Here is a 20,550-nt window from a genome sequence, read left to right as displayed (position 1 = left end):
CACATGGGCGCAAGGACTAATGCCTGAGCGTCCAAGGAAGGGGTGGTGCATGTCAGAATCCGCACAAGATGCCGGTCGTTCCAAGCTCAAGGTGGGCTCCGAGGAGTTCGAATACTACCGAATCAGCGACCTGCCGGGGATCGATCACCTGCCCTACAGCCTGCGCATCCTGGCCGAGAATCTGCTGCGGCACCAGAACGGAACCACGGTGACCCGGGACCAGCTGGACCAACTTCTGAACTGGAACCCCAAGGCCCAGCCTGACAGGGAGATCCAGTTCAGCCCCGCCCGGGTGCTCATGCAGGACTTCACCGGCGTGCCCTGTATGGTCGACCTGGCCACCATGCGCGATGTCGTCAAGGCCCTGGGCGACGACCCCTCTCTGGTCAACCCGCTCATCCCAGCGCAGATGGTGATTGACCACTCTGTCCAGGTAGACAGCTCGGGCGTGTCCGGCGCCCTGGAACACAATATGGACATGGAATACCGGCGCAACAGTGAGCGCTACCGCTTCCTGCGCTGGAGCCAGCAGGCCTTCCAGAACTTCCGCGTCGTGCCCCCGGGCACTGGGATCATCCACCAGGTCAACCTGGAGTACCTGGCCCAGGTGGTCATGCGCAGGGACAGGACCCAGGGGGAGGGGCCGGCCCTGGTCTATCCGGACTCCTGCGTGGGCACCGACTCCCACACCACCATGGTCAATGGCCTGGGCGTGCTGGGCTGGGGCGTGGGCGGTATCGAGGCCGAGGCGGCCATGCTGGGCCAGCCAATTTCCATGCTGGTGCCCCAGGTCTTGGGCTTCAAGCTGACAGGATCCATTCCCGAGGGGGTCACCGCCACCGACGTGGTGTTGACCGTGACCCAGATGCTGCGCGAGGTGGGCGTGGTCGGTCGGTTCGTGGAGTTCCACGGCAAGGGCCTGGCCCAGGTCCCGCTGGCCAACCGGGCCACCCTGGGCAACATGAGCCCCGAGTTCGGATCCACCTGCGCCATCTTCCCCATCGACCGAATCACCCTGGACTACCTGCGTCTGACTGGCCGCAGCGACGAGCATGTGCGCCTGGTGGAAGCCTACGCCAAGGCCAACGGCCTGTGGATGGACCCGGAGGATGACGACTGCCCCGAGCCCGAGTATTCGCAAGTGCTGGAGCTGGATCTGTCTACGGTGCGTCCGTCCATCGCCGGCCCCCGGAGGCCACAGGACCGCATCCTGATGGACCAGGCCCAGAAGACCTTCCAGCGGGATCTCAAGGATTATAGCGACCAGGACAGGGACGGCGACGGCGCGGCTGTGCCGGTCAAGAAGGCCGATGGCAGCGAGTTCAGCCTGCGGGACGGGGATGTGGTCATCGCGGCCATCACCTCATGCACCAACACCTCCAACCCCTCGGTCATGGTGGCTGCTGGTCTTCTGGCCCGCCTGGCACGCGCCCGCGGCCTCAAGCCCAAGCCCTGGGTCAAGACCTCGCTGGCTCCCGGCTCCCAGGTGGTGACGGACTATCTGAACCGGACCGGCCTGAGCAAGGACCTGGATGCCTTGGGCTTCGAGCTGGTCGGCTACGGCTGCACCACCTGCATCGGCAACTCCGGCCCCCTGGACTCGGCCATCCACCAGGCCATTGTCGACCACGATCTGACGGTGACGGCCGTGCTCTCGGGCAACAGGAACTTCGAGGGGCGCATCAGCCCGGACGTGAAGATGAACTACCTGGCCTCGCCGCCCCTGGTGGTGGCTTACGCCCTGGCCGGCACCATGGACTTCGACCCCTGGCGCGACCCCCTGGGCCAGGACAGCCAGGGCAAGCCGGTCATGCTGGCGGACATCTGGCCCTCCCAGGAGGCCATCGAGTCCGTGGTGAGCACCGCCCTGGACCGGGACATGTACCTACGCGACTATGCGGACGTCTTCGGCGGGGACGAGCGCTGGCGGAAGCTGGAGGTGCCGGAGGGCGAGCTCTTCCACTGGGACCAGGATTCCACCTACATCCGCCGCCAGACCTTCTTCGACGGCATGAAGGCCCAACCCGACCCCCTGGAGGACATCCACGGGGCCCGGGTGCTGGCCCTGCTGGGGGATTCGGTCACCACCGACCACATTTCGCCCGCAGGGGCCATCAAGGCCGACGCGCCGGCCGGCCGCTACCTGCAGGAGCATGGCATAGCCCCCAGGGACTTCAACTCCTACGGCTCCCGGCGCGGCAACCATGAGGTCATGGTCCGGGGCACCTTCGGCAACATCCGCCTGCGCAACCAGCTGCTGGCCTCGGTGGGGCTGGATGTACGCCCGGGAGGGTTCACCTACGACTTCCTAAACGGCCAGGAGACGACCATCTTCGAGGCGGCGCAGGACTATGCCAGGCAGGGCACGCCCCTGGTGATACTGGCCGGCAGCGAGTACGGCACGGGCTCCTCCAGGGACTGGGCGGCCAAGGGCACAAGGATGCTGGGTGTGCGGGCCGTCATCGCCAGGTCCTTCGAGCGCATCCACCGCAGCAACCTGATCGGCATGGGCGTGCTGCCGCTGGAGTTCCCAGCGGGTCAGTCGGCCCAGAGCCTGGGTCTGGATGGCCAGGAGACCTATGACCTGATTGGTGTCGATGTCCTGAACAGCTCCCTGCCCGAGCAGGTCCAGGTACGGGCTCAGCGGCCCGACGGTAGCAAGGTGGAGTTTGCGGCCAAGGTGCGTATCGACACACCTGGCGAGGCCGAGTATTACCGCAACGGCGGCATCCTGCAGTACGTGCTGCGTGGTCTGCTGTCCAGAGCTAACCAGGAAGCCTGAAGAAGATATAAAAAATCCCCGCCACCAATGCCAGGGGCGGGGATTTCCTTGTCAGTTGCGATCGCCGACCAGGTCCAGGATGTAGAGGAAGAGGTTGACGAAGTCTAGGTAGAGGTTGAGTGCGCAGAGGATGGAGACTCGCTTGATGGCTTCCGGCCCCTGGCTGCGGTAGGTGGCGAAGATAACCCTGGTCTGTTGGGCGTCGTACATGGTGAGCCCGGCGAAGAGGATGATGCCGATGGCCGAGACCACGCGCAGGGCCGTGTTGGAGGGGGCCACGAAAAGCATGACCACCTGGACCAGGATCAGCATGAGCAGGCCGGCCATGAAGATGGACCCCATGCCCAGCATGTTGCGCCGCGTGGTCAGCCCCAGCATGCTCAGGACGAAGAAGAAGCCTGCGCTGATCACCAGGGTCAGCATGATTGACGGCAGGGAGTAGGTCATGAAGATGGTGCTCAGGGTGAAGCCCATCAGGGCCGCATAGATGTAGAACATGACCCGGGCGGTGGAGGTGCGCATGCGCATAACACGGACGCTCAGGACCATGGCGAAGGCCACCTGGACCACGGCCATGCCGATCCAGCCCAAGGTGCCCGTGGCCTGCATGAAGGCCAGGAGCAGACCGGTCCGGGCAGTCAGGTAGGCGGTCAGGGCGGTGACCAGCAGGCCGACGGCCATCTCCGCATAGGCACGGGACATGGAGACCCGTTCCGCCTTTTCAAAGCTGTATGCTGCGTTGGTGTCTATGGGCGAACCCATGCCGTAGGGTTCACCACCCTGCGTGGTAGGCATCGGTTGCTGTGCGTACTGACTGTATGGGGCCTGCGGCCGCGAATCCCCGTTGAAAGCCATCTGCTCCTCCTTGTCGTTCCCGCCTGTGGCGGATGATCGTCTTGTTCAATTCTACATGGCCGGTTTGGCCATATAAAAGGTATTTGCTCTGGCTGGAATCAGGAGAGGATGGCTGCCATGGCGGGATGGTTGCATGCCCACTTCTCGTCGTCGCGGTTGCCCAGCACTTGGCAGGATGGACGTGGTGGGGCGCGGGAGGAGTATCGGCCCCGTGGGGTTTGAGCCTTGACTGGCACGTTCCTCCCTGCTCCCCTGTGTAGGTCAGGGCGGGGGATTGATACGCCTCCTGGCCTCTTTTATTCGGGCGAAGCGTGTGACAGCTGTTGCTGTTCTCTTCGGTGACGGCGGGATGCCAGGACCCCGCCCATGCCGGTCATGCCGGTGGTCAGGGCGAGCAGGATGCCTTCCCCTCCGGCCTGGGGGAGTACGCCCGCAGGCGTGTACGTGTATTTGAGGGAGGTGTCCGGCTGCTGGGGTGCGCCGCACAGCGTATAGTCTACGCTGACCGTGACCGTGCTCGGCAGGTGTTCGGGCGTGGTCACGGTGACGCTGTTGCCATCGCCGCTGGTCAGCCCTGATACGGAGGTCTGGTCGAACCAGACATCAGTGATCACCAGCTGCAGTTTGAACGCCACCGGCACAGGAACACTCGAGCTGCTAGTGGTGCCGTCGCCGAGCCGTCCAGAGTCGTTGCGTCCCCATGCTTTGGTGTTTCCGTCCGTGTCGATGGCCAGCGAATGCTGGTCACCGGCGATTATTCGCAAGGCGTGCAGCCAGGGGCCGGCCTTGCTCGAGGACTGCTCGGAGGCGAGCACCTTCACAGGGTAGGAATAGTAGCTGCTGGTTGCGTTGTTGCCGAGCTGGCCCTTGTCATTGTTTCCCCAGGCGTAGGCGTATCCGTCGCTGCCCACGGCCAGCGAATGCTCGTATCCGCCGTCCACCTGCGTGGCTCGCAGTCCTTTATCATCGTCATTAGGGCTGGCGGGGTCGCGCACGTGCACAGGAACAGTTGAATCCGTTGTGCTGTTGTTGCCGAGCTGACTACAGTAGTCGAATCCCCAAGCGTAGGCGTATCCGTCGCTCCCTACAGCCAGCGAATGAGAGTATCCGCCGCTGATCTGGATGGCTTGTAGTCCTTTGCTTGCGTCCTCGGGGCTGGCGGGATCGCGCACCCGAACAGGAACAGGATTCGCATTCTCGCCGCTGGTGCTGTTGTTGCCGAGCTGCCCATTTTTGTTGTATCCCCAAGCGTAGGCGTAACCGTCGCTGCCGATTGCCAGCGAATGCCTCCATTCCGCGCTCACCTGAATGGCTTTCAGTCCTTTGCTTGCGTCAGCGGGGTCGCACACGTGCACAGGAACATCAGCCGGATGGTTGTTGTTGTTGCCGAGCTTGCCATACTCGTTGTATCCCCAGGCGTAGGCGTATCCGTCGCTGCCCACGGCTAGCGAATGAGAGTATCCGGCGCTCACCTGTACGGCTTGTAGTCCTTTGCTTGCGTCCTCGGGGCTGGCTGGGTCGCGCACCCGAACAGGAACAGGATTCGCATTATTGCCGCTGGTTGTGTTGTTGCCGAGCTGGCCATACGGGTTCCATCCCCAGGCGTAGGCGTATCCGTCGCTGCCTAAGGCCAACGAGTAATAGCTTCCGGCGCTGACCTGCACGTAGGTGAAATCCGCCGGCAGGTCCGTATACGTCTTACGATCAGGCTTTCTCACCATGACCGGCGTATGCCGGCTGATGGTCGTGCCGTCGCCGAGCTGGCCAAACCTGTTGTCGCCCCACGCGTAAGCGTTCCCGTCACTGCCCACAGCCAAGGAAAAACCATAGGGAATACTACTGTCGTTTTTTGATCCGCTGACCTGGCTGAATCGGATGCCTCGGCTCGTGCTGTCAGGCGGGGTGATGGTGGTGGTTTCGTTGCCCAGCTGGCTGCCTTTGTCGGGGTTGATGGTCCATCTGCCTGGCGTCCATTTGGCGGTGAGGGTGAGGTTTTGGGTGACGGGTTTGCTGAAGTCGTAGGCGACCTGCCCGGTGAACCATCCGTCGAACTGGTAGCCGTCGCGTACCGGGTCGGGGGAGGGTCGTTTGGCCCTGCCGTACGGGGTGGAGACACTCTGGTCTTCGGGTTTGGTGTTTGCTTCGCCTGTGTCGAAGGTGACTGTATGGGTGGAGTCTGTAGTGGCGTCTCTGGTCAGGGTCTGGTCGACCGTGTACATGAGGCTCTTGGTGAAGGGCTGACCGTCTTGTCTGCCAGCGAGTGTGATGGCGGCTGGTCCGGGCTTGCGGGCGGGCATGTCCGTCTGCCAGGCGTCGCCGGTCTTGGTGAGTGTGAGCGTCTGGCCGTCCAGGCTGGCAGATTCCAATGTGGGCGCGGTGCTGGAGACGAGCCTGGATGGCTTGCCGGGCTTGCCTTGAGCGTCCAGACTCCACTGGTATAGGCCGCCTTGTCTGCTGGTGGCGGTGATCCTGCCGTCGGCTTCGGCGGCCTGCGTGTAGGCTTGGCTCCCGTCGTCCGCGCGCACGGGTTTGCTGCCGGGCTTCCAGGCCCAGACTTGGCCGTCCGTCCCGGTGATGATGGCCTGGCTGCCGTTGGTGGTGATTGAGCGGGCTTTCATGCTTTCCTGCAGGCTGTTGGTTGCAGAGCTGGTCGTGCTGTCGGCCAGGTACCAGGCGTGCCCGTCCGCGTCCAGGAGGATGAACCCCTTGTTGAGGGCTTGGGCTTGGATGATGCGCCTGCCTTGGCCCTGCATGACGCGTTCGGGTTTGGCTTTTCCAAACTTGCTCGTCTCCCATGTCCAGGTTTGCCCGTCCGCGTCCAGGATGAGGATCCGCTTGTCAGAGGCGGCGACGGTGACGGCCTGAGAATGCCCGGGCAGGCCGGTTGCGGCCTTCTGGGTGAATTCCGGGGTCTGGTCCTGGTTGTTGGCCTGGCTGGACTGGTAGGCGTGGACGTGTCCCTGCCGGTCCACCGCCAGGAGGCGGTCGTCATTCATGCTGATGCTGGTGAACCCGGTGTTCCGGTCGGTGTCGAGGATCGTGGGTGTGGCCTGTCGGCTGGTCCAGGCGTAGATCCGCTGGTCGGATCCCAAGGCGGCCTGCCACCGGCTACCGGCTCTGGCCTGCTGGTAATGGAACCCGCTGGGAGTCTGGGCGGGGAAGGGCACCTGCTTGGGCGGGCTGTCTTTCGTCCATGTGTAGATGCTGCCGTCGCCGGTCAGGCCGACTGTCGGGCCGCCTGCTGTGTGGATGCTGACGTAGTACGGCTTCTGCAGGCCGGGGGGGCTGATGGTCAGCCTGGTGCCGGAGGCGGGCCCATGGTCCGGGCTCAGCGTCCAGTCCGTGGTTTTCGACCACTGGGCTTTCAGGGTCATGTCCTGGAGGACCGGGGTTTGGAAGTCATAGGGCTGGCCGTCAAGCGTCCATCCGTCGAACCGGAAGCCCTCACGCTGCGGATTCCGTTCCGGAGGGGAGGCGAGAATCCCGGTCTTCACGGCTGTTTGGGTTGGCTTGCTCCCGTCGGCCGGGTCAAAACGCACCATATGCGAGGCTTGATCATCCGTCTGATCGGATGGCTTGTCTGAAGCGGAGTCTGTGTTTTCTGGTGTGCCCGTCGGCGATGACGATGTTGTAGCGCTCGGCGTGGGGTTCAGCGGCGAGGCGGTTTCCAGAGGCGAGGGTGAAGGTAGGGGGGTATTGGTTGCGCTGCTGGGGGGAATGGCGGGGGTTTGCTCAGCTACGCGAGGGCCTGATCCGGCGGGTGCAGGAGCGTCCGCTTGGGCGGATGCGACGCCCAGGCCCGCCAGCAGGCCCAGCAGGACAATCATCATCGCACAGATGCGACGCAGACGGGAAACCAGACGCATGACACCAACCCCCCACCGGCACCATGCAGAATCAGCGCCGTTTGCCTCCTAAAGTTCTGCCTGTCGGAAGCCCTTCTGCCTGCCGACGTAAGATGTGTATCAGATTGCGCGAATCCCGGCGGAAGCCAGTCATCTCTCGACATCCCGCCCTTTACCCTACCACCAAGACAACAGATAATGTGCGAGTTGTAAATGCATAAAGTGCATAAAGTTAGGCGTGTGCAGCAGCCGCCAATCGATAAAGTCGTGATTGGCATTTTTCCATCTTGCCTGCCAGCTAGAATGAACACAACACGTCGCGACCTTCGATTGGTCGACAAGGAGTATGCCTATATGACAGGAAACGTCACCGATACCGTCATCACCCTCAACAACGGGGTCAGCATCCCCCAGCTGGGGCTTGGGGTCTTCCAAACACCCGACGGCGAGGCCACCAGCCAGGCCGTCACCTGGGCCCTGCAGGCGGGCTATCGCCACATCGACACCGCCATGATCTACGGCAACGAGCAGTCAGTGGGGGAGGGTCTGCGCCGCTCTGGAGTTGACCGGCGGGATGTCTTTCTGACCACCAAGCTTTGGAATGACGACATCCGTGCGGGACGCACCAAAGAGGCTTTCAAAGAGAGCCTGGACCGGCTGGGTGTGGACTACCTGGACCTCTACCTGATCCACTGGCCCGCCAAGGGCTGGCAGCAGGCTTGGGAGGACATGGAGGAGCTCTACACCCAACGGCGGGTGCGAGCCATCGGTGTCTGCAATTTTCAAAAACACCACCTTGACGAACTGCACACCATCAGCGGCACCAAGCCGGCGGTCGACCAGATCGAGTCCTCGCCCCAGTTCGTCAACGGCGACCTGGTCGACTACTGCCATGGCACCCTGCGAGTGGATGTGGAGGCCTACAGCCCCCTGGGCGGCACCGGCGGCAACCTGCTGGCCGACCCCAGGCTCAAGGCCATGGCCGAGCGCTATGACCGCTCCCCGGCACAGATCGTGCTGCGCTGGCACCTGCAGCGCGGGGTCATCGTCATCCCCAAGTCCACCCACAAGGAGCGGATCGAGCAGAACGCGCAGGTCTTCGACTTCGAGCTGAGCGATGAGGACATGAAGGCCATCACCGCCATGAACAGGGACGAGCGCACCGGCGGGGATCCCGACAACTTCGACTTCTGAGTGATGGTGGTACAGGAGGAGACCCGACCTTGAAGGCGGGGCCTCCTCCCGGGACCCGGCAGAAGCCCCAACCCTTCCACCTGGCCTGATTCCTATGGTAAAGGATTTGTGAGGATTCAGCTAATCGTTATTCCCACTGATGGCTTCGTCGTCGGACTCCTGCTCCTGGGGCGAACCTGAAATGTCTCGGTGGATGGACTGCATCTGCACCTCGATGTTCTGCAGGGAGCGGGCGCAGTCCAGCAGGGTCTGCGAATGTTCGGCCAGGCGGGCGTCGGGCAGGTCGGACTTGTAACGCAGCTGGTGTTCCAGGGAGGCCCAGTAGTCCATGGCAATGGTGCGGAACTGCACTTCGACCGGCGTGTAGTGGGGGCCCGAGGTCAGAAAGACCGGCACGGCGTAGATGACGTGCAGGCTGCGGTAGCCGTTCATCTTAGGGTTGCGGATGTAGTCCTTGACCCTCAGCACCTGGATGTCCGACTGGTCGGAGAGGTAGCGGGAGACCGAGTAGACGTCGTCCCGGTAGTTGCAGATGACGCGCACGCCGGCCACGTCGAAGATGTGATCGCGCACCGAGGGGATGGTGACGGGCAGGTTCTTGCGGTGCAGCTTGCCGATCAGGGAGTCCACGCTCTTGAGCCGGCGCTCCATGTGATGGATGGGGTTATGACTGAACCGGACCTGGAATTCCGTGTCCAGCACGTCCAGTTTGGTCGAAATCTCGTACATGGCCCCCTCGTAGGTCTGCATGAGATTGACGAATTCCGTTATCTCGTCGATGTCCAGCTTAGGACGGTCCTTTTCGTCCAAGTCGGACAGTCGTTGCTTCATTTCGGATGCGCTCATGGCACTGTTACGGTCGAGTATCACATGAACCTCCCATGCCGTCGTTCGTAACCATGACTCATGGTACGCACAGGCCCCGATGGTCGCGGGACCCGACCTACGCATACAATCATGGCTTATGGAAGCAGGCGAGGGCATGAGCGTGACCGCTCAGCGTAAGGACAGCAGGGGCGTCTACTATGTACGGACCCTGGGCTGCCAGATGAACGAGCACGATTCCGAGCGGATCGCTGGGGTGCTCCGGGACCAGGGCTACCAGCAGGCTACGCCCGAGCAGGTCCGCGCGCGCGAGGTGGACGTGATGGTGCTCAACACCTGCGCCGTACGCGACAACGCCACCCAGCGCATGTACGGGACCATCGGACGCTGGCACAGGTTCAAGCAGCACAAGCCCGACACGCGCATCGCCGTGGGCGGCTGCATGGCCCAGAAGGACCGGGAGCGGATCATAAAGGCGGCGCCCTGGGTGGATGCGGTCTTTGGCACGAGGGACATTGGCTCGTTGCCCGGCTTGCTGGACAAGGCCCGCAAGGACGGGCGACCCCAGGTGGGGGTTTCGCAGGAGCTACGGGATCTGCCCGGGAGGCTGCCGGCGGTCAGGGCCTCGCGCTCGCAGGCCTGGGTGTCCATATCGGTCGGCTGCAACAACACCTGCACCTTCTGCATCGTGCCCTCGGTGCGCGGGCGAGAGCGGGACCGGTCCATGGACGACATCCTCCAGGAGGTTGAGGATTGCGTCCGTTCCGGGGCCCGCCAGGTGACCCTGCTGGGGCAGAACGTCAACTCCTACGGCTGGTCGACGGGGGACCGCTACGCCTTCGCCCGGCTCCTGCGCGCCTGCGGCCGGGTGCCCGGGCTGGAACGAATCCGCTTCACCTCGCCCCATCCTGCGGCCTTCACCGACGATGTGATCGCGGCTATGGCCGAGACGCCCACGGTCATGCACCAGCTGCACATGCCCCTGCAGTCGGGCTCCGACAGGATTCTGCGGGCCATGAGGCGCTCCTACCGGTCCCAGCGTTTTCTGGAGATCCTGGACAAGGTGCGGGCTGCCATGCCCGATGCCCTGATCACCACCGACATCATCGTGGGCTTCCCCGGGGAGACCGAGGAGGACTTCCAGGCCACCATGGACGTAGTGCGTCGGGCGCGCTTCTCGTCGGCCTTTATCTTTGAGTATTCGCCTCGTCCGGGCACTCCAGCCGCGCGCATGCCCCAGCTGCCCAAGGCCGTGGTCCAGGACCGGTTCGAGCGGTTACAGGCCCTGCAGGAGTCCATCACCATGGAGCACATGCAGGCCTTCCTGGGTAAAGAGGTGGAAGTGCTGATCGGCGACGGGCGCGGCCGTCACGACGGCAGCACCCATCGGGTGACTGGACATGAGCGTACCGGGGTGCTGGTCCACGTCGGCGTGCCCCGGGGGATGCCTGTGCCAAAGCCCGGGGATCTGGTCACCTGCACCGTCACCCAGGCCGGACCCCACTATCTGATTGCTGACCCGGATCCCCGGGCGGGGCAGGTCTATGACATTCGCTGAACCGGAGCAGCCTGCCGGAGAGGGACCCCGTATTGTCTCCATCGTGGGTCCCACGGCCTCGGGCAAGACCGCCCTGGGAGTGGCCCTGGCCCAGGCTCTTGAGGCGCGCGGGCAGATGGCTCATATCGTCAATGCCGATGCCTACCAGATGTATCGGGGGATGGATGTGGGCACGGCCAAGCCCTCGGTTCAGGAGCGGCAGGCGGTGGTCCATCACCTGATCGACATCATCGAGCCGGAGGAGGCCATGAGTGTGGCCCGCTTCCAGACCATGGCCCGATCCCTGATAGCTGAACTGCGGGCGGGGGGAATCAGGCCCATTCTGGTCGGCGGCTCCGGGCTCTATACCCGGGCTGTCATCGACGATCTGTCCTTCCCCGGCACCGACCCGGCGGTCAGAGCCGGGCTGGAGGAGCGGGCCCAAGAGGAGGGCCCCGGGCTGCTCTTCCGCCAGCTGCAGGAGCGGGACCCGGAGGCTGCGGCCCGGATGGATCCCCGGAATGTGCGGCGGACAGTGCGGGCTCTGGAGGTCATGGAGATCACCGGACGGCCCTATTCGGCCAGTCTGCCCCGGTACCGCTACCTGCTGCCCGCCCTGCAGCTGGGGCTGGACCTGCCCCGGGAGGAGCTGGACCGCAGAATCGACCAGCGCACCCAGGCCATGCGCGACCAGGGGCTGGTCGATGAGGTGAGCGGGCTGCGGAACCGCCTGGGGGCCACGGCCTCACGCGCCCTGGGCTATCAGCAGATTCTGGACTATTTGGACGGCCGCACCGACCTGGATGCCGCCTTCGAACTGATAGCGCAGAAGACCAAGCGCCTGGCCCGCAAGCAGATGGGCTGGTTCGGCCGCGATCCGCGCATCCACTGGCTGAATGCCCTGGCCCCGGACCTGGCCCAGCAGGCCCTGGACCTGGTGGACCAGGCCGACCAAGGCTGCTTCGACCAGGCGGACGCCCAGGCTGACCAGTCGGACCAGGGGAGGGTGACCAGACACCATCTGGGCGCGCTTTGACTTCAAGTACTTGAAGTTCCTAGGCTGGACAGGTATGACCACCATCACGCAGCCCCAGGCTGAAACCCAGACCGTCCAAACTCAGCCCGACCATGAATCAGGGCCCTGGTACACCATTCGCCAGGCCTCGCTCATGTCGGGGATGCCGGAGACCACCCTGCGCTATTACGAGACCATCGGCATCATTCCGCCCATCGCCAGGGACCCCTCAAGCGGACACCGCTGCTACAACCAGAAGGATCTTGACTTGCTGGAGACCATTTCCTGCCTGAGCGCTACGGGTATGTCCCTGGAGCACATGCGGGAGTATCTGGGCAACCGCGCGGCGGGAGCAGAGGCCGCCGGACGGCAGATCGAACTCCTGGCCGAGCAGGAGCGGCGGCTGGATCAGCGGATGGCCGATCTGCGGGCAAGAAAGCGGTATGTGGAGCTCAAAATACAATACTGGGGGCACGTGCGCGACCACGACCAGGCCGGGGCGACGGAACTGATCAATCAGAGTGCCCAGATTATCGAGGCCGCCAAGCGCAGCGGCAACGAGCGGCTGGCAGGCTGAGGCTGTCGGCTCAGTGGGCTGGGCCCTGGTCCCATCCGGCTATCAGAAATATTCTGGTTGGGTTGACCGGGCGAACCATGCCTGCAATCAGGGTCTGCAGGTCGTCGGTGTTGGCCCGGAGCGCTCGCTGGATGGCCTTGCGGTGGGCGGTCGGATCGGCCCGTCCCCAGTCCAGGTCCCAGCCTGCATCGTGGGACAGGCGTGAGAGGAAGATGCGCAGGGTCATGCCATCGCAGTCGGCAAAGGGATGCAGGTAGGAGAGCTCGTCGTAATAGTGGGCCAGACGCTCAATGAAGACCGGACGGTCCAGGCTGGCCAGATTGCGTTCGGCGGCCAGCTCCTGGCTGATGGCAGCGGCTCCCTGCTCCAGCATGGTCGCTGGATACAGGCTGGCGTTGTCGTCGGGTTGAGGTCGGCGCAGCGCTCGCTCTTCCGGCAGGCTGGGCAGCAGCCGGCGGTGGATGGCTCGCAGCTCTTGAAGGTCGCCCTCAGTCGCCCAAGGCCGCTGACAGACCAGGATGGTCCGCAGAAAGAGGGCATCCGCCTTGGCGTTCACCTTGGCCTCCAAGCGTCGGGCCTGGTCGGCCAGTGCCTCGGCCTGTTTCCCGCCCGCCATAAAGTCGCTGGCCGTCTGCAGGGCCGAAGGACTGGGCTGACGGTCATCCAGAAGCAGGTTGCGCAGGGCGAAGGCCACGGCGCTCTGACGTTCGGCTGGTGTCATGCCAACGATGCTAGCCCTGTCGGCCCCCGTCTGAAAGAGTTGTGCACACTGACCCGGCGGGCCCGTTGCAGACCGGGGTTCTGGGTAGGCTGAAAGGGTTATGACACGTAAGCAGCAAGCAGACGCACGCGGTCGCGGCCGGACCGCATCCAAGGACAGCCAGGACCCGGAACCCTTCTGGCATAAGGCTTTGCTAGCCTTGCCCCGGGGTCTGGGATCCCTGGTGCGCGCTGTGGCCGGCAAGAACGGCGATAATTCCGCCTATCGCAAGGATGGGCTCTGCTTCGTGTTGGTCATTCTGGCCGTGCTCTTCTGCGCCAGCGAATGGTTCCGCGTAAACGGCTTTCTGGGGCGGGGGCTGCACACCCTGGCTGCAGGCGTTCTGGGGCTCTGCAGCATCATCCTACCGGTGGTCCTGCTTTTTGCGGCCTTCCGGCTGGTCTGTTACACCGGGCGTGAGGGCGGCAACCTGCCTGTGGTGGGCGGTCTCATGGTGGTGCTTTGGTCGGTCTGCTCCATTCTGGACGTGCTCATGGCTTCGGATTATCGGGGCTTCGATATGAGAGCCATCAGTGACTCAGGCGGCCTTCTGGGGTTCGTCCTGGGTTCGCCCCTGGCCTGGGGGCTGTCCAAGGTCTTCGCAGTCATCATCTTCGTTCTTGTGGCTATTTTCGGTCTCTTCATCACCTTCAGATTCCATATGAGCGACCTCATGGCCTGGCTGCGAGGCAAGAGGATTAATGCCTCCAGCTCGGCTTCTGCGCCGATCGCTCCCAACGAGGTCAGGCTGGGGGATGACACCCTGCCGCTGGCTCCTGGCGTGCCCACTAACCAGGAGCCGGATCAGGAGGATGCCCAGAACTCCGGCAGGGGCGGGGTGGTCGGGTGGTTCAGTCGGTTGCTGCATGGCCGCATCGGCAAGGACACGGACACCCATCTGGAGCGTTACGAGGCTGACGAGCCCTTCTCCCAGGCGGCCTCACTGGAGGGGACTGACCAGGGTGATCACTCGGAGCAGGAAGCCGAGTCTGATCAGGTTTCCACGCAAAACATGCCTGCGGTGGAGGCCCCGGCCACGGCTGCCCTTTTGGATGCTAGGGAGCAGGGGCACCCCAAGGTGGATCCGGCTGCCCTGTCAGGCGTGGGAGCCTCGGATCCATGGGCCGCTGCTGCAGCAGCGGCCGACACCGTGCAGATGGATGCCCAGCCCGCTCCGGGAGCAGGGAACCAGATGGCCGAAGCCCAGGCTGCCGACGCGTCAGGTTCCTCCGATGATCGCCAGGTGGACGAGAGCCGGCCCTATGTGCTACCCAGCACGGACCTACTGGTCAAGGGCAAGCCCCACGCGGTCAGGACCTCAGCCAACGACTCGGTCATCAAGGCCCTGCAATCGACCTTCCAGCAGTTTGACGTGGATGCCAAGGTTGTAGGCTTCCTGCGTGGCCCCTCGGTCACCCAGTACGAGGTGGAGCTAGGTTCGGGCGTCAAGGTGGAGAAGGTCACCAACCTTCAGCGCAACATCGCCTACGCGGTGGCCAGCTCGGACGTGCGCATCCTCTCGCCCATCCCCGGCAAGTCGGCCATCGGCATCGAAATTCCCAACGTGGACCGCGAGATCGTCCACCTGGGCGACGTGCTGCGCTCCGACAAGGCCAAGCAGGACGACAACCCCATGATGACGGCCGTGGGCAAGGACGTGGAAGGCCACTATGTGACTGCCGACCTGACCAAGATGCCCCACCTGCTGGTGGCCGGCGCTACGGGTTCGGGCAAGTCCAGCTTCATCAACTCCATGCTGGTTTCGCTGATCATGCGTGCCACGCCGGAGCAGGTCCGCCTGATCATGGTGGACCCCAAGCGCGTGGAGCTGAGCGCCTACGCCGGCATTCCCCACCTGCTCACGCCCATCATCACCGAGCCCAAGAAGGCCGCCCAGGCCCTGGAGTGGGTGGTCAAGGAGATGGACGCCCGCTACGACGACCTGCAGTTCTTCGGATTCCGGCACATCAAGGACTTCAACAAGGCCGTGCGCGAGGGCAAGGTCCACGCCCCCTCCGGCTCCAACCGCAAGGTGGCCCCGTACCCCTACCTGGTTGTGGTGGTTGACGAGATGGCCGATCTGATGATGGTGGCCAAGAACGACGTGGAGAGCTCCATTCAGCGCATCACCCAGCTGGCGCGTGCCGCTGGTGTCCACCTGGTCCTGGCCACCCAGCGACCCTCGGTGGACGTGGTGACCGGCCTGATCAAGGCCAACATCCCCTCCAGGCTGGCCTTCGCCACATCCTCCTCCACGGATTCCCGGGTCATTCTGGACGCCACCGGCGCCGAGACCCTCATCGGCCAGGGCGATGCCCTCTTCTTGCCCATGGGCCAGGCCAAGCCCACCCGTGTCCAGGGAGCCTGGGTTTCTGAGTCCGAGATTCGCAAGGCGGTGGATTATGTGCGCACCCAGCGCAAGCCCCACTACCGCGAGGACATTGAGCAGATGGCCGACAAGGCCGACCACAAGAATGAGATCCAGGAGGAGATCGGCGGCGACATGGACGAACTGCTCCAGGCGGCCGAGCTGGTGGTCACGACACAGTTCGGATCCACCTCCATGCTCCAGCGCAAGCTGCGTGTGGGCTTCGCCAGGGCAGGGAGGCTGATGGACCTGCTGGAGTCAAGGGGAATCGTAGGGCCATCGGAGGGTTCCAAGGCCCGCGAGGTGCTCATTCAGCCGCCGCAGCTGCAGCAGGCTCTGGCCTTCATCCGCGGTGACGCCACCTCCATGGATCCCGCCCCGGATGAGCAAGCGCAGGGCTGAACATCGGTCCAAAGAGCTAGGCCTGGTCTACCGTTATGATGAAACTGCCGTCCGGCAAGTATTGTTGGACGGCCCGAGCGCACCAGTATCGCGTATAAGGAGTGGCAATGCAGGAGCATGCCGAGTCAGAGACCGGTCGTGAGAGGCGCAGGCTTCTCGAAGGATGGAATTCACCCCCAAATCTGGTCACCTACACCCGTATCCTCCTGGTCCTGATCTTCATCGCCCTGGATCTGATGGCGGGTCCATGGGGGGAGCGCAGGCCTGGTATGCGGTGGACCGCCGCAGTGCTCTTCATCCTCGCCGCCTCGACCGACAAGCTGGACGGGTGGCTGGCCCGCCGGTACAATCAAGTGACCGAGCTGGGTAAGCTCATGGATCCCATCGCCGACAAGTTGCTGATCTGCTCGGCGCTAGTTGTGGCATCCGTCTTCGGCGAACTCTGGTGGTGGGTCACCCTGCTCTTCCTGGTGCGGGAGCTGGGCATTACCCTGCTGCGGGTTCTGGTCATCAATAGGCAGGGACGGGTCATCGCCGCTTCCCAGGCTGGCAAATACAAGACCTTGTTTGAATGTATCGGTCTGGGCATGCTCATGGTGCCCCTGTCGCCGGTCTGGCCCTGGTACCTGGTGACCACCCGCGTGGTAATTCTGGTGGCCCTGGCCCTCTGCCTCTATTCAGGAGCGGAATACGTGATAGGGATGCGGCGATGATTGGCAAGAGCATGCAGGGCCGCTGCGATGACCTGGCTGGAAGGATTATCGACACCTGCCGTGATTCGGGCCTGTTGCTGGCCGCTGCCGAATCGCTGACCGGGGGGCTGCTGGCCGATGCTTTCGTCAGGATCCCCGGCGCATCAGACGTCTTCCTTGGGTCAGCCGTCACTTACGACATCGCCGCCAAGGCTGCCATCCTCAAGGTGGATCAGGACCTGCTGGCCACCCAAGGCGCAGTTCATCCACGCGTTGCCCAGGAGATGGCCGAGGGCACGGCCAGGCTCTACACCCGGCCAGGGCACGAGGACACGGTCATCGGTATGGCCACTACAGGTGTAGCTGGTCCGGGTCCTGATGGGGATGATCCTGCCGGACTGGTCTACATCGGTCTGGCCCTACCAGTCCGGGTGATGGGTGGCCGTATGGAGACTGGCCTTCAGTCCCATGCCTACCGGACCTATGCTTATGAGTTGCACTTGGATGGCGACCGGGAGCAGGTGCGCAGGGGCACGGTCATGAGGATTCTGGACCAGCTGGATCAGGCCCTGCATTCGCGGGGCTGAGGGCATGATGTGGTAAGTTGCTTTTATGGCTTCCGCAAGCCGATGTCGGGTCTTGCGCTTGCAGTATTTGCTGTAGCCGGCAGGCCTGGGGCAAGAGGCTAGCTGTATTGAGCCATCCCTCCTGGCTCTGGTCTTTCGCATACGTGACTTTGGTCACAAAACGGGCCTTTCGGGTTCCTCCCCTGGAATAATCTTTGGGCTCGTCTGTTGGTCATTGCGTAAGAAGTTGAACACGATAATGGCGAAAGGGGCTGCTATGGCCAGCACCGAGACCGTGATGACTCGAACCAACAATACCTATGATGTCAAGCCAGCCGCACCCGGAGTGGAGCGCAATGCGCGGGTTCGTGATCTGACACCCGCCCAGCGTCGTGCCGTTGTCTTCGCCCAGCAGCAGGTGATTCGTGCCAAGGCCGCTAAGAAGGCCAAGGAGGAGCGCCAGGCCAACCTGAACAAGATGTGGATGGAGGAGGACGGCATGGAAGCCAGCCGTCAGCGGGCAGCCTCCGCCAACGACGGCCGTGCCGTCACCCACACCGTCTCTCTGCGCGAGGCCCTGGGCCACGTGCTGCGCGAGCTGAGGACTAATGATCACAAGACCCTGCGTGAGGTCAGCGAGAAGGCAGGTGTCTCCCTGGGCTACCTGTCCGAGGTGGAACGTGGCCAGAAGGAGGCCAGCTCTGAACTGTTGAGCTCCATCGCCGACGCGCTGGGCCTGGGTGTGCCTCAGACGCTGCGGATGGTGGCGGACTATCTGGAGTCCACTCAGGAGTAAGCACGTCCGATCCGGCTGGTTGATCCGGCGGACCGTTCTTGAGGGCGTCCGGTTCTTATGAACCAGGCGCCCTCTTCTGCTGACTGTCGGTTGCTACCGTAGAAGGGGTGTGACAAGGTGGGCCTTGGACGAAAGGTGATGTCGGGTGCGTGAACGGGAATTCTGGCAACTGCTGGAGGAGGTCTTTGGCCGGGTCTACGGACGCAGTCTGGCCCGCGACCAAAGGCTGACCGCCTTGGATGCCATGACCGTTATAGAGGCCCTGGATGCAGGCGTGGAGCCGCGCGTAGTTTGGAACGTGCTCTGCGATCAGATGGAGATCCCAGACTCCCGCCGCTGGGGGAAGGACCACAATGCGCCGCCCTTGCCGGCAGCCTGATCAGCGGGTTTTATCCTTCGCGAATTTATTTCCTGCCCCAGGCGATTTTCGAACATTTGTTCGCATGGTCGGGTATACTGATACCCATGGTCCGGTGACCATCGGCACGTTCGACCACATCGGGCGCCGGGACTGCAGACGGGTTCCGACGACGGATAGGCTGTCAATCGTGAGGTTGTCAATCAGGATGTCGTCATCGTGAGGTCGGTTACGAAGAAGGAGAGCCATATGGCACGTCAGAGCAACAGTGGCAAGGCGAAGAAGGAAGAGGAGAGCGGGATCGACCCCCGTCGCCAGGCAGCCTTGAACACGGCCCTCGCGCAGGTGGAAAAGAGCTTCGGCAAGGGTTCGGCCATGCGCCTGGGTGATAAGCCTGCCCAGGACGTGGAGGTCATCCCCACCGGGTCCCTGGCTTTGGACATGGCCCTGGGCATCGGTGGACTGCCCCGCGGCCGCATCGTCGAGATCTACGGTCCTGAGTCCTCGGGCAAGACCACCCTGGCCCTGCATGCGGTGGCCAATGCGCAGGCTGGCGGTGGAGTGGCTGCCTTCATCGATGCCGAGCACGCTTTGGATCCCGAGTACGCCAAGAAGCTGGGTGTGGACACGGACTCTTTGATCGTTTCCCAGCCAGACAACGGCGAGCAGGCGCTGGAGATTGCCGACATGTTGATTCGTTCGGGCGCCTTGGACGTTATCGTCATTGACTCGGTGGCTGCCCTGGTGCCCAAGGCCGAGATTGAGGGCGACATGGGCGACAGCCATGTGGGTTTGCAGGCCAGGCTGATGAGCCAGGCCCTGCGCAAGATGACCGGCGCCCTGTCTCAGGCCAACACTACGGCCATTTTCATCAACCAGCTCAGGGAGAAGATCGGCGTCTTCTTCGGCAGCCCGGAGACTACCACTGGCGGCAAGGCCCTGAAGTTCTATGCCTCGGTCCGCCTGGACATCCGCCGTATCCAGACTCTGAAGAACGGCGACGAGGCGGTGGGCAACCGCACCAAGGTCAAGGTGGTCAAGAACAAGATGGCTCCGCCTTTCAAGGTGGCCGAATTCGACATCCTCTACGGAGAGGGCATCTCCAAGGAGGGTTCGGTTCTGGATATGGCCTTGCAGACCAATATTGTCAAGAAGTCGGGGTCCTGGTTCACTTATGAGGGCGATCAGCTTGGTCAGGGCAGGGAGAACGTCCGTCAGTTCCTCAAGGACAACCCTGGCCTGACCAAGGAGATTGAGGATAAGGTCAAGGTTGCCTTCGGCCTTATCCCTGCTCCCTCCGAGGATAACAACGACGATCAGGCTGATGCCGACCAAGGCAGCAAGGAAGACGACTCAGCTCCTGTCGACGTCAACGGCACTGTGCCTACTGCTCAGGCTGCATGACCCGATGATCTCGGCTGAGGACTTCCTCAAGGAAAATCCTGTCCGACTGGTTCAGGCCGAGGATTCTGCCGACTCCAGCACAGAGCCGCGGGATTCTCGACCGGACCGGTTCCAAGCAGACTCCGCAGGTGCGCCTGGCTCGGCAGGTTCAGTAGGTGTGGCGGGTATGGGAACAGTCCCAGATTTCGCTACTGATTCGCGGTCTGACTCAGGCTTTCCGCATACCGTAAATTCCCTGCCCACTGCGGATGTTCGCCCCGTTGCTAGCCAGAAGAATGACAGCTACAAGGAAGACAGCAGCCCAGTGCAAGCCGCTGCCCTGGGGCTGGAGCATGGCGCTCGATTTGGAGGGAGTCTGGAAGATATTGACAGTGCTGCCAATACTGATATGTCTGACGAATCACTGGCAGGTCACCATCCTTCCCAGGGGCACCGTTCTTCCCGGGGTTTTGACAGAAAGGCCCGCCGTCGTGGCCATCACCCACGTGCTGGCGGCTTTGGCGGAGGTTCTGCGCCTGCAGTCCCACGAGCAGATGCGGATGACGCAGATGTTTGCAGGGAGGCTGCCCTGACT

Annotated in this window: 17 protein-coding genes; 12 read left to right on the top strand and 5 right to left on the bottom strand. The window is 63.2% G+C overall.

What is annotated here, in order from left to right; translation table 11 throughout:
* Nucleotides 1-49 precede the first annotated feature (49 nt).
* Nucleotides 50-2,782, top strand: a complete 2,733-nt coding sequence (gene acnA / locus H3T93_RS03350) for an aconitate hydratase AcnA (protein WP_144176882.1) — start codon at nt 50-52, stop codon at nt 2,780-2,782.
* A 51-nt stretch (nt 2,783-2,833) separates the two neighbouring features.
* On the opposite strand, the gene H3T93_RS03345 is transcribed toward acnA, so the two are convergent.
* The 3 genes from H3T93_RS03345 to H3T93_RS03335 all read right to left on the bottom strand — a co-directional run bounded on the left by H3T93_RS03345 (nt 2,834) and on the right by H3T93_RS03335 (nt 7,503).
* Nucleotides 2,834-3,637: a Bax inhibitor-1/YccA family protein gene (locus H3T93_RS03345; RefSeq protein ID WP_144176884.1), complete on the bottom strand. Its 804-nt coding sequence runs from the start codon at nt 3,635-3,637 to the stop codon at nt 2,834-2,836.
* Between the two features lie 98 nt (nt 3,638-3,735).
* Nucleotides 3,736-3,873 (bottom strand): hypothetical protein, encoded by a 138-nt coding sequence (locus H3T93_RS03340; protein WP_186363871.1) that lies wholly within the window; start codon nt 3,871-3,873, stop codon nt 3,736-3,738.
* 60 nt (nt 3,874-3,933) lie between these two features.
* Nucleotides 3,934-7,503, bottom strand: a complete 3,570-nt coding sequence (locus H3T93_RS03335; protein ID WP_144176886.1) for an RCC1 domain-containing protein — start codon at nt 7,501-7,503, stop codon at nt 3,934-3,936.
* 333 nt (nt 7,504-7,836) lie between these two features.
* Here H3T93_RS03335 and H3T93_RS03330 point away from each other — a divergent pair, with 333 nt between their 5' ends.
* A complete protein-coding gene (locus H3T93_RS03330) occupies nt 7,837-8,676 on the top strand; it encodes an aldo/keto reductase (protein ID WP_046322763.1) in 840 nt (279 codons plus the stop codon).
* 120 nt (nt 8,677-8,796) lie between these two features.
* Here H3T93_RS03330 and H3T93_RS03325 read toward each other — a convergent pair whose 3' ends face one another.
* The gene (locus H3T93_RS03325) at nt 8,797-9,507 is read right to left on the bottom strand and encodes a GTP pyrophosphokinase (RefSeq protein ID WP_046322765.1); all 711 of its coding nucleotides are present in this window, start codon (nt 9,505-9,507) and stop codon (nt 8,797-8,799) included.
* Between the two features lie 133 nt (nt 9,508-9,640).
* On the opposite strand from H3T93_RS03325, the gene miaB reads away from it, so the two are divergent.
* Genes miaB through H3T93_RS03310 form a run of 3 tightly spaced genes read left to right on the top strand, consistent with a single transcriptional unit; the run spans nt 9,641 to nt 12,630 of the window.
* Nucleotides 9,641-11,059 carry a tRNA (N6-isopentenyl adenosine(37)-C2)-methylthiotransferase MiaB gene (gene miaB, locus H3T93_RS03320; RefSeq protein WP_232348603.1) on the top strand — a complete coding sequence of 473 codons (1,419 nt, stop codon included), beginning with the start codon at nt 9,641-9,643 and terminating at the stop codon, nt 11,057-11,059.
* A complete protein-coding gene (miaA, locus tag H3T93_RS03315; protein WP_144176890.1) occupies nt 11,046-12,074 on the top strand; it encodes a tRNA (adenosine(37)-N6)-dimethylallyltransferase MiaA in 1,029 nt (342 codons plus the stop codon). Before miaB ends, miaA begins: the two co-directional genes overlap by 14 nt.
* Before the next feature lie 34 nt (nt 12,075-12,108).
* Complete coding sequence (locus H3T93_RS03310) at nt 12,109-12,630, top strand: MerR family transcriptional regulator (protein WP_144176891.1); 522 nt, start codon at nt 12,109-12,111, stop codon at nt 12,628-12,630.
* Between the two features lie 10 nt (nt 12,631-12,640).
* On the opposite strand, the gene H3T93_RS03305 is transcribed toward H3T93_RS03310, so the two are convergent.
* A complete protein-coding gene (locus H3T93_RS03305) occupies nt 12,641-13,351 on the bottom strand; it encodes a Fic family protein (protein WP_144176893.1) in 711 nt (236 codons plus the stop codon).
* Between the two features lie 100 nt (nt 13,352-13,451).
* Between H3T93_RS03305 and H3T93_RS03300 the strand changes: the two genes are divergently transcribed.
* The 7 genes from H3T93_RS03300 to H3T93_RS03270 all read left to right on the top strand — a co-directional run bounded on the left by H3T93_RS03300 (nt 13,452) and on the right by H3T93_RS03270 (nt 20,548).
* Nucleotides 13,452-16,160: an FtsK/SpoIIIE family DNA translocase gene (locus H3T93_RS03300; RefSeq protein ID WP_144176895.1), complete on the top strand. Its 2,709-nt coding sequence runs from the start codon at nt 13,452-13,454 to the stop codon at nt 16,158-16,160.
* A 107-nt stretch (nt 16,161-16,267) separates the two neighbouring features.
* Nucleotides 16,268-16,873: a CDP-diacylglycerol--glycerol-3-phosphate 3-phosphatidyltransferase gene (gene pgsA, locus H3T93_RS03295; protein WP_110425110.1), complete on the top strand. Its 606-nt coding sequence runs from the start codon at nt 16,268-16,270 to the stop codon at nt 16,871-16,873.
* An 11-nt stretch (nt 16,874-16,884) separates the two neighbouring features.
* Nucleotides 16,885-17,439, top strand: a complete 555-nt coding sequence (locus tag H3T93_RS03290) for a CinA family protein (RefSeq protein ID WP_181415132.1) — start codon at nt 16,885-16,887, stop codon at nt 17,437-17,439.
* Nucleotides 17,440-17,695: 256 nt separating this feature from the next.
* Nucleotides 17,696-18,214, top strand: coding sequence for a helix-turn-helix domain-containing protein (locus tag H3T93_RS03285; protein ID WP_110425112.1), 519 nt, complete (start codon nt 17,696-17,698; stop codon nt 18,212-18,214).
* A 145-nt stretch (nt 18,215-18,359) separates the two neighbouring features.
* Nucleotides 18,360-18,593: a DUF3046 domain-containing protein gene (locus tag H3T93_RS03280; RefSeq protein WP_024627845.1), complete on the top strand. Its 234-nt coding sequence runs from the start codon at nt 18,360-18,362 to the stop codon at nt 18,591-18,593.
* Between the two features lie 228 nt (nt 18,594-18,821).
* Complete coding sequence (gene recA, locus H3T93_RS03275) at nt 18,822-19,976, top strand: recombinase RecA (RefSeq protein WP_046322775.1); 1,155 nt, start codon at nt 18,822-18,824, stop codon at nt 19,974-19,976.
* Nucleotides 19,977-20,251: 275 nt separating this feature from the next.
* Nucleotides 20,252-20,548 carry a hypothetical protein gene (locus tag H3T93_RS03270; protein ID WP_186363872.1) on the top strand — a complete coding sequence of 99 codons (297 nt, stop codon included), beginning with the start codon at nt 20,252-20,254 and terminating at the stop codon, nt 20,546-20,548.
* The last annotated feature ends 2 nt before the right edge of the window (nt 20,549-20,550 follow it).

The organism is Bifidobacterium sp. M0404 (assembly GCF_016101415.1).
Classification (GTDB): domain Bacteria; phylum Actinomycetota; class Actinomycetes; order Actinomycetales; family Bifidobacteriaceae; genus Bombiscardovia; species Bombiscardovia polysaccharolytica.
This window is presented reverse-complemented; position numbering and strand designations above follow the sequence as displayed.